Origin of the sequence: Leptotrichia sp. oral taxon 879 str. F0557 (assembly GCF_000469385.1) — a bacterium.
GTDB classification, from domain to species: Bacteria; Fusobacteriota; Fusobacteriia; order Fusobacteriales; family Leptotrichiaceae; genus Leptotrichia; species Leptotrichia mesophila.
This window is the reverse complement of sequence record NZ_KI271328.1, coordinates 1-14,239: the sequence shown is the minus strand read 5'-3', so window position 1 is coordinate 14,239 and position 14,239 is coordinate 1. Positions and strand designations below refer to the sequence as shown.

Annotated in this window: 14 protein-coding genes, 3 tRNA genes and 1 pseudogene; 14 read left to right on the top strand and 4 right to left on the bottom strand. The window is 30.1% G+C overall.

Features of this window, described 5'->3' with window-relative positions:
- Positions 1-77 precede the first annotated feature (77 nt).
- The 4 genes and pseudogenes from HMPREF1552_RS05885 to tsaD all read left to right on the top strand — a co-directional run bounded on the left by HMPREF1552_RS05885 (position 78) and on the right by tsaD (position 2,919).
- Positions 78-154, top strand: a tRNA-Met gene (locus tag HMPREF1552_RS05885).
- Positions 155-231: 77 nt separating this feature from the next.
- On the top strand, positions 232-519 hold the full coding sequence (locus tag HMPREF1552_RS05880) for a putative quinol monooxygenase (protein ID WP_021744200.1): 288 nt from the start codon (positions 232-234) through the stop codon (positions 517-519).
- 285 nt (positions 520-804) lie between these two features.
- A pseudogene (locus HMPREF1552_RS12775) lies at positions 805-1,680 on the top strand (glycosyltransferase family 9 protein); the annotation flags it as partial.
- A 216-nt stretch (positions 1,681-1,896) separates the two neighbouring features.
- Positions 1,897-2,919 (top strand): tRNA (adenosine(37)-N6)-threonylcarbamoyltransferase complex transferase subunit TsaD, encoded by a 1,023-nt coding sequence (gene tsaD, locus HMPREF1552_RS05870; protein WP_039901289.1) that lies wholly within the window; start codon positions 1,897-1,899, stop codon positions 2,917-2,919.
- 168 nt (positions 2,920-3,087) lie between these two features.
- On the opposite strand, the gene HMPREF1552_RS05865 is transcribed toward tsaD, so the two are convergent.
- The 4 genes from HMPREF1552_RS05865 to HMPREF1552_RS05850 all read right to left on the bottom strand — a co-directional run bounded on the left by HMPREF1552_RS05865 (position 3,088) and on the right by HMPREF1552_RS05850 (position 6,077).
- The gene (locus tag HMPREF1552_RS05865) at positions 3,088-3,912 is read right to left on the bottom strand and encodes a Cof-type HAD-IIB family hydrolase (protein WP_039901285.1); all 825 of its coding nucleotides are present in this window, start codon (positions 3,910-3,912) and stop codon (positions 3,088-3,090) included.
- 23 nt (positions 3,913-3,935) lie between these two features.
- A complete protein-coding gene (locus tag HMPREF1552_RS05860; protein WP_021744197.1) occupies positions 3,936-4,748 on the bottom strand; it encodes an HAD family hydrolase in 813 nt (270 codons plus the stop codon).
- A 117-nt stretch (positions 4,749-4,865) separates the two neighbouring features.
- Positions 4,866-5,228 carry a response regulator gene (locus tag HMPREF1552_RS05855; RefSeq protein WP_021744196.1) on the bottom strand — a complete coding sequence of 121 codons (363 nt, stop codon included), beginning with the start codon at positions 5,226-5,228 and terminating at the stop codon, positions 4,866-4,868.
- Positions 5,229-5,270: 42 nt separating this feature from the next.
- Entirely contained in the window at positions 5,271-6,077 is an 807-nt protein-coding gene (locus tag HMPREF1552_RS05850) for a Cof-type HAD-IIB family hydrolase (protein ID WP_039901283.1), read from the bottom strand.
- Between the two features lie 135 nt (positions 6,078-6,212).
- Between HMPREF1552_RS05850 and HMPREF1552_RS05845 the strand changes: the two genes are divergently transcribed.
- The 10 genes from HMPREF1552_RS05845 to HMPREF1552_RS05800 all read left to right on the top strand — a co-directional run bounded on the left by HMPREF1552_RS05845 (position 6,213) and on the right by HMPREF1552_RS05800 (position 14,202).
- Positions 6,213-6,689, top strand: a complete 477-nt coding sequence (locus HMPREF1552_RS05845) for a thioredoxin family protein (protein WP_021744194.1) — start codon at positions 6,213-6,215, stop codon at positions 6,687-6,689.
- A 380-nt stretch (positions 6,690-7,069) separates the two neighbouring features.
- Positions 7,070-8,899, top strand: coding sequence for a glutamine--fructose-6-phosphate transaminase (isomerizing) (gene glmS, locus HMPREF1552_RS05840; protein ID WP_021744193.1), 1,830 nt, complete (start codon positions 7,070-7,072; stop codon positions 8,897-8,899).
- A gap of 48 nt (positions 8,900-8,947) precedes the next feature.
- A complete protein-coding gene (locus tag HMPREF1552_RS05835) occupies positions 8,948-9,259 on the top strand; it encodes a hypothetical protein (protein ID WP_039901281.1) in 312 nt (103 codons plus the stop codon).
- A gap of 366 nt (positions 9,260-9,625) precedes the next feature.
- Entirely contained in the window at positions 9,626-10,390 is a 765-nt protein-coding gene (locus HMPREF1552_RS05830; RefSeq protein WP_021744190.1) for a site-2 protease family protein, read from the top strand.
- Between the two features lie 131 nt (positions 10,391-10,521).
- Positions 10,522-11,403, top strand: a complete 882-nt coding sequence (locus HMPREF1552_RS05825) for a hypothetical protein (protein WP_039901287.1) — start codon at positions 10,522-10,524, stop codon at positions 11,401-11,403.
- 15 nt (positions 11,404-11,418) lie between these two features.
- Positions 11,419-12,576, top strand: coding sequence for a hypothetical protein (locus HMPREF1552_RS05820; RefSeq protein WP_021744188.1), 1,158 nt, complete (start codon positions 11,419-11,421; stop codon positions 12,574-12,576).
- A 132-nt stretch (positions 12,577-12,708) separates the two neighbouring features.
- Positions 12,709-13,188, top strand: a complete 480-nt coding sequence (locus HMPREF1552_RS05815) for a hypothetical protein (RefSeq protein WP_021744187.1) — start codon at positions 12,709-12,711, stop codon at positions 13,186-13,188.
- A gap of 110 nt (positions 13,189-13,298) precedes the next feature.
- Positions 13,299-13,889: a YigZ family protein gene (locus HMPREF1552_RS05810; RefSeq protein WP_021744186.1), complete on the top strand. Its 591-nt coding sequence runs from the start codon at positions 13,299-13,301 to the stop codon at positions 13,887-13,889.
- 118 nt (positions 13,890-14,007) lie between these two features.
- A tRNA-Glu gene (locus HMPREF1552_RS05805) sits at positions 14,008-14,082 on the top strand.
- Between the two features lie 44 nt (positions 14,083-14,126).
- Positions 14,127-14,202 (top strand) — tRNA-Val (locus HMPREF1552_RS05800).
- Positions 14,203-14,239: the final 37 nt, after the last annotated feature.

Here is a 14,239-nt window from a genome sequence, read left to right as displayed (position 1 = left end):
GGGATAGAGCAGCATGGTAGCTCGTCGGGCTCATAACCCGAAGGTCGTTGGTTCAAATCCAGCTCCCGCCACCAAATGCCTAGATAGCTCAGTTGGCTAGAGCATACGGTTCATACCCGTAGGGTCGGAAGTTCGAATCTTCTTCTAGGCACCATTATATTAATTATATTATGCTTACAATTGATGTAGGTATTTTTTTTTATAAAATATACCTGGAAAGGAGATTAATTTATGATTCATATATTAGCAAGTTTTAAAGTGAAAAATGATAAATTATCTAATTTTATAAGTCTTTGTAATGAACTTATAAAAGAAAGCCGTAAGGAAAAAGGATGTATTTCTTACCGTCTACAACAAAATACAGAAAAAGAAAATCATTTGGTATTTGTTGAGGAATGGGAATCTAATAAAGCTATTGAACAGCATAATGCAAGCGGACATTTTACTAGAATTGTACCATTATTAGTAGAAATGTGTGAAAGTGCTCCAATTATTCAGACTTTTGATAAATTAGTTTAAAAATTTTTGAAATACAGTTAATTTATTGACTGTATTTTTTTTCATAATTATATCATTTTGAAACTTAAATTTGCGATGTTATCGACTGTATTGTTCAAAAATTAAAATTAATTGATTTAACATAAAAATATGTTGAAAAATGCTTGACTAATAATAGGTTTAAATTATAAAATATGAATAAAACGAAATTAAACTTAAAATATAAGAGTATTTTACTCAAATTTTTTATTTGTTTTTACTAAATGAAATGAGTGAAATAATATACTTATTTAGAAAAGGAAAAATATGAAAATATTAATAATAAGATTTAGTTCATTTGGAGATGTGGTTCTTACAACTCCAGTGATAAGGGCAATTAAAGAGAAATATCCAGAGGCTGTGATAGATTTTATAGTTTATAATACTTTTTCTGAGGCAATTTCATTGAATCCCAAAATTAGAAATTTGATGATTTTTGATAAAAGGAAAAGCAAGGATAGAAATTATATAAAAGATATTATAAATAAGCTGAAAATAGAGAATTATGACTATGTTATTGATTTACATTCTAAATTTCTTTCCAGAATTATTGGAAAAAGTCTTGAAAATAAGAATAATCAGTATTGCCGATATAAAAAAAGAAAATGGTGGAAAACTATACTTGTAAAAGCGAAACTTATTACATATAATGCAGATTGTACAATTGTTGAGAGTTATTTTACGCCATTGAAAAAACTGGGAATAAGTTTTTCTGATAAAAATATAAAAAATGGTCTTGGGGATAATTTGGAATTTTATATTGATAAAAAAATGGAAGAAGAATTTATACAAAAATATGATTTGAAAAATGGAAGTTATTTTGTGTTGGCTCCAGGAGCTTCTAAATTTACGAAAAAGTGGCCTTATTATGATGAACTGGCAAAAAAAATTCTTCAAAATGAAAGTAAATTTGTAAAAAATAATGAAAAGTTGAGAATTTTTGTGATTGGTGGAAAAGAAGATGCGAATGTTGTAAAAGCTGATGGAGATGGACGAGTGATTGATTTGTGTGGAAAAATCTCTTTTAAAGAAAGCGGAATATTACTAAAATATGCCAAAGCAGCAATTGTAAACGATTCAGGCCCTTTTCATATAGCAAGAGCTGTAAAAGCCAAAACTTTTGTATTTTTTGGGCCGACTGACCCAAAATTATTTTCCTTTGAAAAAAATACATTTTTGCTAAATAACCCAAACTGTCCACCACACTCGCTTTACGGAGATGATAAATTTCCTAAGAAATATGCGGATTGCATGACTGGTATTTCGGTAGAAACTGTATTTGAAAAAATTATAAAGGAATATGATGATCAAAAATTGAAGAAAAAAATGAAAAACAAAAAGAAGAAAGAGAGAAAAACTATGAAAATAATTGCATTTGAAACATCCTGTGATGAAACTTCCGTTGCAGTTGTAGAAGATGGAAAAAAGATTTTAAGCAATATTATTTCCACTCAGATTGATATTCATAAGGAATTTGGCGGAGTAGTTCCTGAAATTGCCTCACGGCATCACATTGAGAATATTTTACCAGTATTTACTGAAGCTCTGGAAAAAGCAAATTGTCAATTAAGCGATATTGATTACATTGCTGTAACAAATACTCCTGGACTTATCGGTTCCCTGCTTGTAGGTTTGATGTTCGCAAAATCCTTGAGTTATGCCAATAATATTCCGCTACTTCCAGTAAATCACATTAATGGACATATTTTCTCAAGTTTTATTGATAACGATGTAAAATTACCTGCAATATCACTAGTTGTATCAGGCGGACATACAAACTTGTATTATATTTACGAAGAAAATGGAAAAATAATTACTGATTTACTTGGTGAAACATTGGACGATGCCGTTGGAGAAACTTATGATAAAATTGCAAGAATATTGGGATTAGAATATCCAGGAGGGCCACATATTGATAGACTATCAGTAAATGGAGAAGATATTTTAAAAATAAAAAAACCAAAAGTTGACGGCTACAACTTCAGTTTTAGTGGAATAAAGACTTTTATAACTAATTATGTAAATAACCAAAAGATGAAGGGTAACGCTATTTCAAAAGAAGATATTGCAAAATCTCTTCAGGAAATTATTGTAAATGTCTTATATGATAAAATATTGATGGCTGTAAAGGAAAAAGATGTGAAAACGATTCTTGTCGCAGGTGGTGTTTCAGCAAATAGAAGGCTTCGTGAAAAATTTTCGGAATTTAAAAATATTCAAACTAATGAAGGGAATCAAGTAGAAGTTCATTTTCCAAAAATAGAATATTGCACTGATAATGCGGCTATGATAGGTGTTGCAGCTTATTATGACTTGAAGAATAATTCTCAAATTAAGCTAGAAAAACAATATGATGTAGATGCGATTTCTACTAAAAATTAGAAAAACACTAATGGCACAATCAATAGGAAATATCGTTTTGGTTGTGCTAAAATAATAAAAAAATAATCGCTACTATTTATTATAATAACGATTACTTCAAAATTTGTTTAGAAATTTTTTATCAAACAACTAATATTTAGATACTAATTTAACCTTTTTTCTGTAAAATTAAAGATTTTTTGCTCTTTCCAAAAACAGCTCCTGTAATTTCACAGCTTCTCCATCTTCCGTATTTTCTCCAACAAATTCAAAATCTTTTGGTAGCAACTTTCTTAGCCTGTCGATGGAATTTCCCATTGCATAGCCTTTTCCAACCATTGTAAGCATTTCAAAGTCATTTTCACCATCACCAAAGGCTACTGCATCCTTTAGTTCCAAGCCTTCCCTTTCTAATAGGAATTTTGCCGCTGCTCCTTTATTTGCACCTTTTGCCATAACTTCCATACAGTAATCACTTACAAAGATAACATTTACATCATCTGTTATTTTCAAGATGGCTTTTTCCAAGTTTGTAAGCTGTTCATGGTCTCCAATGTAGAATATTTTTAATATCTCCAAATTTTTTAGTTCATCTTTTGGAACTTCCTTAAAGTCAACTTTTACATCTCTTGGAATTCTGTCATACACTTTTTGAGCCGTTCCTTTGGTAATAATCCAGTCATTTCCTGAAAAAATGTTTAGGTGTGAACCTTCGGCAATATTTTCATAATCAAGTCCCAATATTGCTTTTGCTGCTTTGCTTGACAATCCTTTTTCATATATCATATTTCCATCTGCATCAAAAATTCTTGCACCATTTGCTGCTATAACTGGAATCTTTACTTCAAGCTGTTCAGTCACATATCCAATCTGATCATAGCTTCTGCCTGAGGCAATATAAAAATTTATTCCTTTTTTTATTATTTCCTTTATTACATTTTTAGTAAATTTTGTAACATGATGACCTCTGCTTAGCAAAGTTCCATCCAAATCACTAATAACTGCTTTATACATAAGTTTTCCTTCTTTCTTCAATCTTATAAATTAAATATCTCTCGAACTTTTTTGGCCATTCCATCATTTGCATTGCTTGCAATAATTTCTGTGTCTGTTAATTTTTCAAGCAATAAATAAATCGAATTTTCCATTGCAAATCCAAGCCCTGTTTGAGTTATCAAGTCATAGTCATTCAGTCCGTCCCCAAATGAAACAGCATCCTTCAATGTCAATCCATCTCTTTCCAGCAGCACTTCTGCCGCTTTGGCTTTGTTACAATCTGCAGGAAAAACCTCTAGACTTCCTTCATTTGCAAATAAAAGACTTATATTTTCCTCACCAATTACTCTTTTTATTTCATTTTCCAGTTTCAGTAATTCGTCATGATCTTCTCCAAGGAAAAAGATTTTTGTAAAGTTTTGCTTTTTAAATTCTTCAGAAGTAATCTGCTGAGGGTATCTAGTTCTGTCAGGCTTCTTGTTATAAAAATATTCCCTCAAATTTTCTGTAACAAACCAGTTTGGTCCGGCATATCCAGTTATAATAATATCTTTCCCAAATGACTTATAATCAATATTCAGAACTTTATCCAAATATTCTCTTTTTAGTTTATTTGAAAAAATCTCATTTCCGTTTTCATCAAAAGCAACAGATCCATGTGAAGTAATCAAAGGGACTTGTACATCAAGCTCGTCCATAGCCTCCTTTGCTCCTAAATAATTTCTTCCAGTAGCAATATAAAACTTTATTCCTTTTTTTAGCATCAATTTTATTGTTTCCCTAGTAAATTCACTTACTTTATGCTCTGCATTTAAAAGTGTTCCGTCCAAATCAGTTACAACAGCCTTAAACATTTGATTTTTTCTCCTTTTCTAAGTTTACATATTTTATTTTACTAAATCATTTTCTATAAATACTAAAATAAATAAAAAATTATTATATTTAAAAATTTATAAAGACAAAAAAACAAACTATAAAAATAATTTTGAAAATTCATTCATAAATTCATCTTCATCAAAAGGCTTTGATAAAAATGCCTTTGCTCCAGCTTCTTTTCCCATTTTCATATAATTTGGGAACATAACCATTGTGCTGCAAATCATAATTTTGGCATCCTTGTCAAAATCCGTGATGACTTGTGTGGCTTTTAATCCATGCATTCTTGGCATGTTTATATCCATTGTTACGATTGCAGGATTTACTTTTTTATACATTTCTACAGCTTCCAGTCCATCACCTGCTTCAAATACCTTGTATCCTTGTTCCTCTAAAATATCTTTTATATCTTCCCTAATATAAGATGTATCATCTACAACTAATGCTACTTTGTTCATTATTTACCTTCCCTCTCTTTTATTTATTCATAAAATACTTTTTTAAAGATTAAAAATTTCCCTTACTTTCTTAGCCATTCCATCATTTGTATTACTTTCGATAACTTCTGTATCTGTCAATTTCTCAAGCAATAAATAAATCGAATTTTTCATTGCAAACCCTAATCCAGTTTGAGTTATTAAATCATAGTCATTAAATCCATCTCCAAATGAAACAGCCTCTTGTAATGTCAGTCCATCTCTTTTTAATAAAAATTCTGCTGCAACAGCTTTATCACAGTCTTTGGAAAAAATTTCCAGACTTTTTTCATTTACAAATACTATATTGACTTCTCCGTTTGTTATCCTACAGACTTCCTTTTCTATTTCCAGCAGTTTTTCGTGTTTGCCTAAAAAAAATATTTTTGTAAAGGCAAGTTTTTCAAAGTTTTCCCATTCAATCTGCTCCGGATATTGCTTTCTATTTGGCTTTTGAGCATAAAAATAGTCCCTGGCATCTTCTGTTACGTACCAATGATTGCCTGAGAATCCATTTAAAATTATTCCCTTGTCAAATGATTTATAGTCAATTGAAAAAATTTTATCCACGTATTTTTGCTCAATATTGTTGATGTAAATTTCTAAACCATCTTCATCTATAATTCTAGCGCCATTTGATGTAATTAGTGGTATTTTAAAGCCAATTTCATCCATTATCTCTTTTGCACCAGTGTACCCACGTCCAGTTGCAATATAAAATTTTATTCCTTTTTTTAGTAATAATTCAATTGTTTCTTTTGTAAATGAACTAACCTTATGCTCTTCATTTAAAAGTGTTCCATCTAAATCACTTACAACAGCTTTATACATAATAAAATTTCCTCCTATATTGATTTTAACACATTCCACCAAAAATTTGAATTAAAATTTTAAAAACTTGCAAAAATTCATACAATAATGATACAATACTAAAAGGAATAAAAATAAATTTGTGAGGTGAAAAATATGGGAACATTTGAAGATTATTTAAAATTTGAAGTAACTGAGGCAGAAGAAGATAAAAAGCAATTAAGAATTATAGAAAAAATTTCTTTATCTGAAGAAACTGAAAAAGCTATCAAAAATATAGACAAAGACATTACAATTATTGCAGTAGCACAGGTTTACTGCCCAGACTGCCGTGCAACTATCCCTTTCTTAAAAAAATTCAGTGACTTGAACAATAAAATAAAAATTGACTATCGTTCAAGGGAAACTGCCAAAGAATTTTTTCCAGATACAGATGAAAGAATTAAAATACCTACTCTAATTTCATATGTTGATGGAAAATATAATACTTTTTGGAATGAATTTCCAGCTGTGGTAAAAAAGGAAATGGAAGAAAATCCAGAAAGCTTTGAGGATATTAAATACAACTTCCGAATTGGAAAGTTTAATGCACAAATTGAAAAAGAATTGGTTGACTACTTAACTTCTTTATAAAGAAAAAAGCAGGGAATAAGAAAATTTATATGCTCTTTCCTTGCTTCATAATTATACATTCAATTATTGTACTTAAATTAAACAATATACTGTATACAGCCCAATCAAAAATAAGTTTCACATATTGAAAAAATATAAAAAATTTGATATAATCATTTGAACTAGAAAATAAAAGTTGAAAAGCGCCAGTCCTTTTGGGATAATTAATTAGGAAAAATATTGCTTTAAAAGGAGACGAGGGAAAAGAGTTATCGAATTATCGGCGGATGCTCTTTAGGTGGTTACAACCTTAATAATATACAAAAATTCTGAGTAATTGGAGTTACAAAGGTATTATAGTAGCATTTTCTAGTAATTTTATATTATTGAAGGAGAAAGTTATGTGTGGAATTGTAGGTTACATTGGAGCTAAAAATGCTCAGGAATTTGTTATTGACGGGTTAGAAAAGTTGGAGTACAGAGGATATGATTCAGCTGGAATTGCTGTTAATACTGGAAATGAGAAATTTGAGATTGTGAAAAAAGTCGGAAGATTACAAAATCTAGCTGATGAACTAGAAAAACATCCGCTTTTAGGGACAGTTGCGATAGGGCATACAAGATGGGCAACACATGGTAAGCCATCTGATGAAAATTCACATCCTCATTTTAACAAGGATAAAACATTAGTTGTTGTTCATAACGGAATTATTGAAAATTATCTGGAACTAAAAAAAGATTTAGTTGCAAAAGGATATGAGTTTAAGTCAGAAACTGATACAGAAGTTGTGGCTCACTTGTTAGATGAACTTTATACTGGAGACTTGCTTGAAACAGTAAAGAAATTGTTAAAAGTTATAAAAGGTGCGTATGCACTTGGAATTATGTCTGTAAACGAGCCTGACAGAATTATTGCGGCAAGAAAGGAAAGTCCGCTTATTGTAGGGCTTGGAGATGGAGAAAACTTTATTGCGTCGGATATTCCTGCAATTTTGAAATATACTAGGGATGTATACTTGATTGAAAATAATGAAATTGTGGAAATAAAAAAAGACTTTGTAAAAATTATGGATGTAGACGGAAATGAGATAAAAAGAGATGTAACTCATATTGAGTGGGATTTGGAAGCTGCTTCTAAAGGTGGATATGAGTATTTTATGGAAAAAGAAATTTTTGAACAGCCAGAAGTGCTTATAAAAACTTTGAACAGCAGAGTTGACGAAAATTATAACATTAATTTTGATGATGCAGGACTTACAAAGGAATATTTGGAAGGAATTAATGATATTTATATTGTAGCTTGTGGAACCGCTTACCATGCTGGGCTTGTTGGAAAGCATATTATTGAGAAAAAAACAAGAATCCGTGTGGATGTCGACATTGCATCAGAATTTAGATATAGAAATCCTGTAATTAATGATAATGCTTTAGTTATTGTGTTAAGCCAGTCTGGAGAAACTTTAGATACACTTGAAGCTATGAAAGAGGCAAAAAGACATGGAGCAAGAGTTGTTGCAATTACAAATGTAGTTGGTTCTTCGATAGCAAGGGAAGCAGACCATGTTATTTACACTTGGGCAGGGCCTGAAATTGCTGTTGCCTCTACAAAGGCGTATACAACTCAGATGGTTATTTTATACTTGATGGCAATAGACTTTGCATATAAATTTGGAAAAATTACAAAAGATGAAGCTACTGAGAACATTAAGAAATTATATGAAGTGGAACAAAGCATTCAGAAAATGCTGGAATATAATGAAAAAATAAAAGATGTTGCAGATAAGATTAAAGATAATGAAAGCATGTTCTATCTTGGACGTGGGCTTGACTATGTAATTGCTGTAGAAGGTGCATTAAAATCTAAAGAAATTTCATATATTCATTCAGAAGCTTTTGCCTCTGGAGAATTAAAACACGGAACTATAGCACTAATTACAGATGGAGTGCCAGTTGTTGTAAATGTTACACAGTCGGACTTGTTTGAAAAATCAGTATCAAATATAAAAGAAGTTACCTCAAGAGGAGCTTATGTTATTGCGATTGCAAAAGAAGGAAATACAGTTGTAGAAGAAGTGGCTGATGAAGTCTTCTATATTCCAAATGTAGAAGATGACTATGCAGGATTTCCTACAATCGTAATTCATCAGTTATTGGCATATTATTTATCAAAATTAAAAGGAAATGATGTTGATAAACCAAGAAACTTGGCAAAATCAGTAACTGTGGAATAGGATAATTAGTTAATAATTATAAATAATAAAAAAATGGAGGAAAGAATTATGAATTTTGATGATTTGAAAAAAGGAGCAGAAGATGCTCTTAAAAAAACAGTAGATGGAGCAAAGGACTTAGCTGATAAAGCCGCTGATAAAACAAAAGAATTTGCAGGAAGTGAAGTTGCTCAAAATATTAAAAAAGGAACAGAAGAAGTTTTAGGGAAAACTGTAGAAGGTGCAAAAGATTTAGCGGAAAAAGCTGCAAATAATAAAATTGTACAAGATGTGAAAAAAGGTGCTGAAGAAGCAGTAGACAAAACAGTAGAAGGAGCTAAGGGATTAGCAGATAAAGTTACTGGAATGTTCAAAAAATAATGAAAACAAAAATGTAATAAAAAAGGTTAGTTGGAGTATCAATTTTGGTACTCCATATATTTTTTATTTATTTTTTTAAAATTCTTTGTTATTTTTTATGAAATTTGGTATAATTAGCTTAAATAAAAATAAACTTGGGTTATGAATTTGAAAAAAGTTAGGATAGTTGAAAGTAAGAAGTATTTATCAGTTGATATAAAAGAGGCTTTTAAATATAAGTGAAAGAAAGCATGAAAAAGTTTGGAATACATAAACTAAAAATTATCATTTTGGAAAAAAAGATGCGAAAGTGGGGATTGAAGAGGAGTAAAAGAGAAATGTGGCAGGAATTGGACGAAAGGCCTGCGATTTTGGAAAGGAAGTTTTGTGAAAATAGTAAAAAATTATTATGACAGGTTTAAGGTTTTAAATCCCCAATATTCAGAAATAAAACTGGGGATTATTGCTGCTATTATTATTTATTTTATTGCAAGGATTTTTTTTGTGGTAGAAATTTCAAGGGATATGATAATTTCACTTTTGGTATTTGTAATATCAATGACTCTTCACGAAGTGGCGCACGGATATGTGGCATATAAATTTGGTGATGATACTGCCAAAAGAGAAGGAAGAATTACCCTAAATCCTCTTAAACATATTGATTTGACAGGAATAATTCTACCAGTTCTTATACTTTTGAGCGGATTCAAATTTTTGGTAGGATGGGCAAAGCCTGTTCCAGTTAATTTTTATAATTTAAGACCGCATCGGCTAGGATTATTCTGTGTTGCAGTTGCTGGAATAGTAGTAAACTTTATTCTTGCAGGAATTTCACTTGTATTTTTAAAACTAGGTAGTAAATACCTGGATATGGATAATATTTTTATGACAGTCATGATTTATGTTTATGTAATAAACCTTTTGCTTGGACTGTTCAACTTAATACCAATAACTCCGCTTGATGGGGGTAGAATAGTTTATTCTTTTTCGGGAAATAAAATTAGAGAGTTTTATAATAAAATTGAAAGATATGGAATTTTGATCATATTTGTAATTGTTTATTTGAGTGGATCTCGTTTAACACAAGGTTTCTTAGTGATTGTGGATTTTTTTTTGAAACTTGTAGGAATAGATATTAGTTTAATTTTTTGAAAAATTATAAGAAAATTCAAAAAAATATTTTAAAAATCAAAAATATAGGATATAATATAGTAATGTAATTTAGGAGATGAGTTTAAATATTAGAAAAAATGTTTTTATCAAAATTTAAGGATGTGGTAAAGATGAAAAAATTATTTTTGATTTTAGGAATATTTTTTGCAATAAATTTTGAGGTGTATGGATTTACACAAAAGGAAAAAATTCAAGAAACTTTATCAAAGCTTGGTATAAAGCAGGCTTTAATTGATGAAACGATAGCTTTGGATTATGAAATTAGAGATACAGAATATTTTGAAAATGATGAAAAAATTATTCGTGAAAGAGTGGCAAAACTTGAAAAACTTCTTCAGAAGGATGAGAGAAACTATATAGCTGCTCAAGCTCTAATTACTATTTTTGAATCTAAAATAAGTGGAGATTATAAAAAATATCTTGACTTATTTGTAAAGTATACACCTTATGAATACGAAAAAACTTTTTCAAAAATGATGTACGCTCTAGATAAGGGAGATATGTCAAATTTTGAAAAATATATGGATGAAATTCCTAAAAAATATAATAATCCAGTTATAATAGCGTTGTCAAAAATTTTTGTTGCAAGAGATTTTAATGAAAAGCAGATGTTGACAGAAAAAATCCTAAAATTACTTAAAAATGAAAACGAAAGAAAAAAAGTTGGAGTTTCTGATGAGGAATATTATCTCATGAAGCTGACTTACTATCTGAATAAGATACGTAGCAACTTTGATAAGGGAGAAGTGAAACAGGCTGTTGCAGAATATTTGGATAATGTCGTAAATGATGATGTTAGTGAAGAAATACGGAATTATAATCTTCGAGCCGAAGTGATACTTTATTTCAACGTTGTAATAATGAACGAAGAAATAAAGGAAGATTTGTTAAAAATAAACAATGGAGCGAAGCTAGAAGATACGTGGATTGCGAAAAAAATTCAGAAAGAAACTGAAAAAGACAAGGATTTTTTGTCAAAAATGGTAAATTAAGAATAGGAGGAATTTATGAAAAGATTATTTGTATCATTATCGTTGCCGTTATTTTTTACCCTTAATACTGAATTATCAGCATATACAAGAGCGGAACTGATACAGGACAGGCTTTCAAAAATTGGAATAAGACAGGATGTTATTGATGAAACAATAAAATTCCAGTATGACATCAGAGATGAGAAAAACTTCTTTAATGAAGATGGACAAGAAAATGAAAATTTTTTAAAGTTGAAGGAAATTTATGAAAAAGATGAGAGAAATGAAACATTAGGAGCAGTTCTTGTTGGAGCTTATATGGTGGGTGAAAAAAAGGATTTTAAAAAGGCGAGAGAGTATATGGATAAAATTGCTCCATATTCAAAACCGTTTGATAAATTATCTAATGAATTTACATACTATAAGTTAAAAGGCGATGAAAAAAATGCAAAATTGTATTATAATCTTCTGAAGAAACGTTATAAAGGTTCAGTTGCAATGGAATTAATAGATATGCTGGAAAATAATTTGGATATGGTAATGTTTATTGATACATTGGGTGAATTTTTTACAGGAGAGGAAGATAAGGATACAAGTGAAGTAAATGACTTGCCTGGTGGATTTTCATACGATGATAAGAAAGGTATAATCCAGAATAAGGACGATGCAGATAATTCTCAGACTGAAGAGGAAGAAATTGACGATAGCCGAACTTATATTCAGAATGTAAAAGAAATTTTGGATAATGGAAAAGAAACTTTAGAGAGCCAAAAAGATGAAATTAACAAATATCAACGTATAATTAACTATTTTAAAATAGCAAAAAATCAGAAGGAGTTTGGTATTCCAGATGATTATATAAGAGGATTTAAGCTAAAAATTGCAGAAGTAAAAATTGCAAAAAATATGATGAACTATGGGATAGAAAATGCTGTAAAATATTATCTTGACAATGTTTCAACAAAAGATGTGAGTTATGAGGATGTTTATTTTAACGAACAGTCAGAGCTGGCATTGTATCTTGCGGTTGCCCAAATGCTTTCCGTTGCTGATGATAACGTAATAGCAAAATATCGGAAAGACTTTGAAAACACGAGAGTAATTAAGCTGCTGGATGAAGTTTTAGAAAATGAGAGAAAAAAGGAAAAAGAGAAGGCTGGGAAGACTCAAAATAAAAATCATATAAAAAGCTAATTACTGCTGTATAAGAGTTAGAATTAAAACTAAAATATTAAGCGAAATAAAAGGATATTCAATAGTGTAATTTAGAATTCGGAATTATTATAAAATAGTAAAATGTTAAAATAAAAAGGAGAATTGGTAAAAATGAAAAAAAGTAAAAAATTAATTGGAATAGCATTACTTTTGATGAGTATGAGCTATATTGGAAATGCAAGGACAATGAATGGAGCTGGGAAAAATCAAAATGTTAAAAAAACGGCTGCTGTAAAAAATAATACAAAAGAATTAAACAGTCAGGAATATGCACAAGTTTTGAGTAATTTTCGGAAAAAGGCTGAAAGATATTTGAAAACGGGAGACAAAATAAGCCTTGTTGATGATTATGTAAATGATATTGAAAATGCAAAAGTTTCCGAAAAAGCATTGGAAGATAATAAAAAAGCTGATATGGAAGTATTTGGCATGGTTGAAGTGGCAATATTTATGAAAAGTATGTATTCTGATGGAGTAGAAGCTAAAAATCTGACAGATGCCGATTATAAGAGAATACAAAAGAAATTCGCAAGTACAAATAAATTTAAGCAGTTGGAAGGATATGTGCAGATACAGCCAGTAACTCAATAAGAAATTATAGAAACTCAGATGAACTTAATTGCAAAAATAGGTTGTCTGAGTTTTATTTTTATGATAACATAATAATATCTTTAAATTTATAGAACGAAAGGAGGAGAAGCTTGAAAACAGTAAAAAAAGAAACAATAATTGAATTTGAAGAAAAAAAATCAAAATTTATTGGCTACATTAAGCCAGTTTCGACAGTAGCTGAAGCTGAAAAGTTTATTGATTCAATAAAAAAAATGCATCCAAATGCAACTCACAATGTGCCACTTTACAGAGTAATGGAAAATGGACAGGAATATTTTAAGTATAATGATGATGGAGAACCAAGCAATACAGCGGGAAAACCAATGGCGGAAATACTTAACATTTTAGACGTGTATAATGTGGCAATAGTTGCAACAAGATATTTTGGAGGAATAAAGCTGGGGGCAGGTGGACTTATAAGAAATTATGCAAAAACTGCGAAATTAGCTGTCACTGAGGCAGAAATTACAGAATATGTGGAAAAATCCATTTTCATTTTGGATTATGACTATGAATATACTTCAGAAATGGAGGCATTTTTAAATGGAAATAGTCAAAATTTCGGAATAGAAATATTGGAAAAAAATTATTCAAATAGGGTAACAATGAAAATATCAGCAAATGATGAAATTGAAAAGGAATTAAATAGCTTACAGAAAATCATTGTAATAAAAGTGTAAAAAATAGCTAATTTTGAAAGAAAATAATTTTTTTTGAAAAAGTTGTTGACAAATAAAATCAAATATGATATTATATTTCTTGTCTGTTAGTAGTAATAACAAATAAGGGAATGGATGTGCGGCCTTCGTCTAGTGGTTAGGACCTCGGGTTTTCATCCCGGTAACAGGGGTTCGATCCCCCTAGGCCGTACCAAATATAAAATTAAATAATTAAAATATTAAATGGTGAATATTTATGGTCGCATAGCTCAGCTGGGAGAGCACCTGCCTTACAAGCAGGGGGTCATTGGTTCGATCCCAATTGTGACCACCATTATGGAGGTGTAGCTCAGTTGGTTAGAGTGCTTGCC

Bases quoted from the DNA above. Each gene is read 5' to 3' on its own strand.
- HMPREF1552_RS05880 (WP_021744200.1), top strand. From the start codon at position 232: ATGATTCATATATTAGCAAGTTTTAAAGTGAAAAATGATAAATTATCT.
- tsaD (WP_039901289.1), top strand. From the start codon at position 1,897: ATGAAAATAATTGCATTTGAAACATCCTGTGATGAAACTTCCGTTGCA.
- HMPREF1552_RS05865 (WP_039901285.1), bottom strand. From the start codon at position 3,912: ATGTATAAAGCAGTTATTAGTGATTTGGATGGAACTTTGCTAAGCAGA.
- HMPREF1552_RS05860 (WP_021744197.1), bottom strand. From the start codon at position 4,748: ATGTTTAAGGCTGTTGTAACTGATTTGGACGGAACACTTTTAAATGCA.
- HMPREF1552_RS05855 (WP_021744196.1), bottom strand. From the start codon at position 5,228: ATGAACAAAGTAGCATTAGTTGTAGATGATACATCTTATATTAGGGAA.
- HMPREF1552_RS05850 (WP_039901283.1), bottom strand. From the start codon at position 6,077: ATGTATAAAGCTGTTGTAAGTGATTTAGATGGAACACTTTTAAATGAA.
- HMPREF1552_RS05845 (WP_021744194.1), top strand. From the start codon at position 6,213: ATGGGAACATTTGAAGATTATTTAAAATTTGAAGTAACTGAGGCAGAA.
- glmS (WP_021744193.1), top strand. From the start codon at position 7,070: ATGTGTGGAATTGTAGGTTACATTGGAGCTAAAAATGCTCAGGAATTT.
- HMPREF1552_RS05835 (WP_039901281.1), top strand. From the start codon at position 8,948: ATGAATTTTGATGATTTGAAAAAAGGAGCAGAAGATGCTCTTAAAAAA.
- HMPREF1552_RS05825 (WP_039901287.1), top strand. From the start codon at position 10,522: ATGAAAAAATTATTTTTGATTTTAGGAATATTTTTTGCAATAAATTTT.
- HMPREF1552_RS05820 (WP_021744188.1), top strand. From the start codon at position 11,419: ATGAAAAGATTATTTGTATCATTATCGTTGCCGTTATTTTTTACCCTT.
- HMPREF1552_RS05815 (WP_021744187.1), top strand. From the start codon at position 12,709: ATGAAAAAAAGTAAAAAATTAATTGGAATAGCATTACTTTTGATGAGT.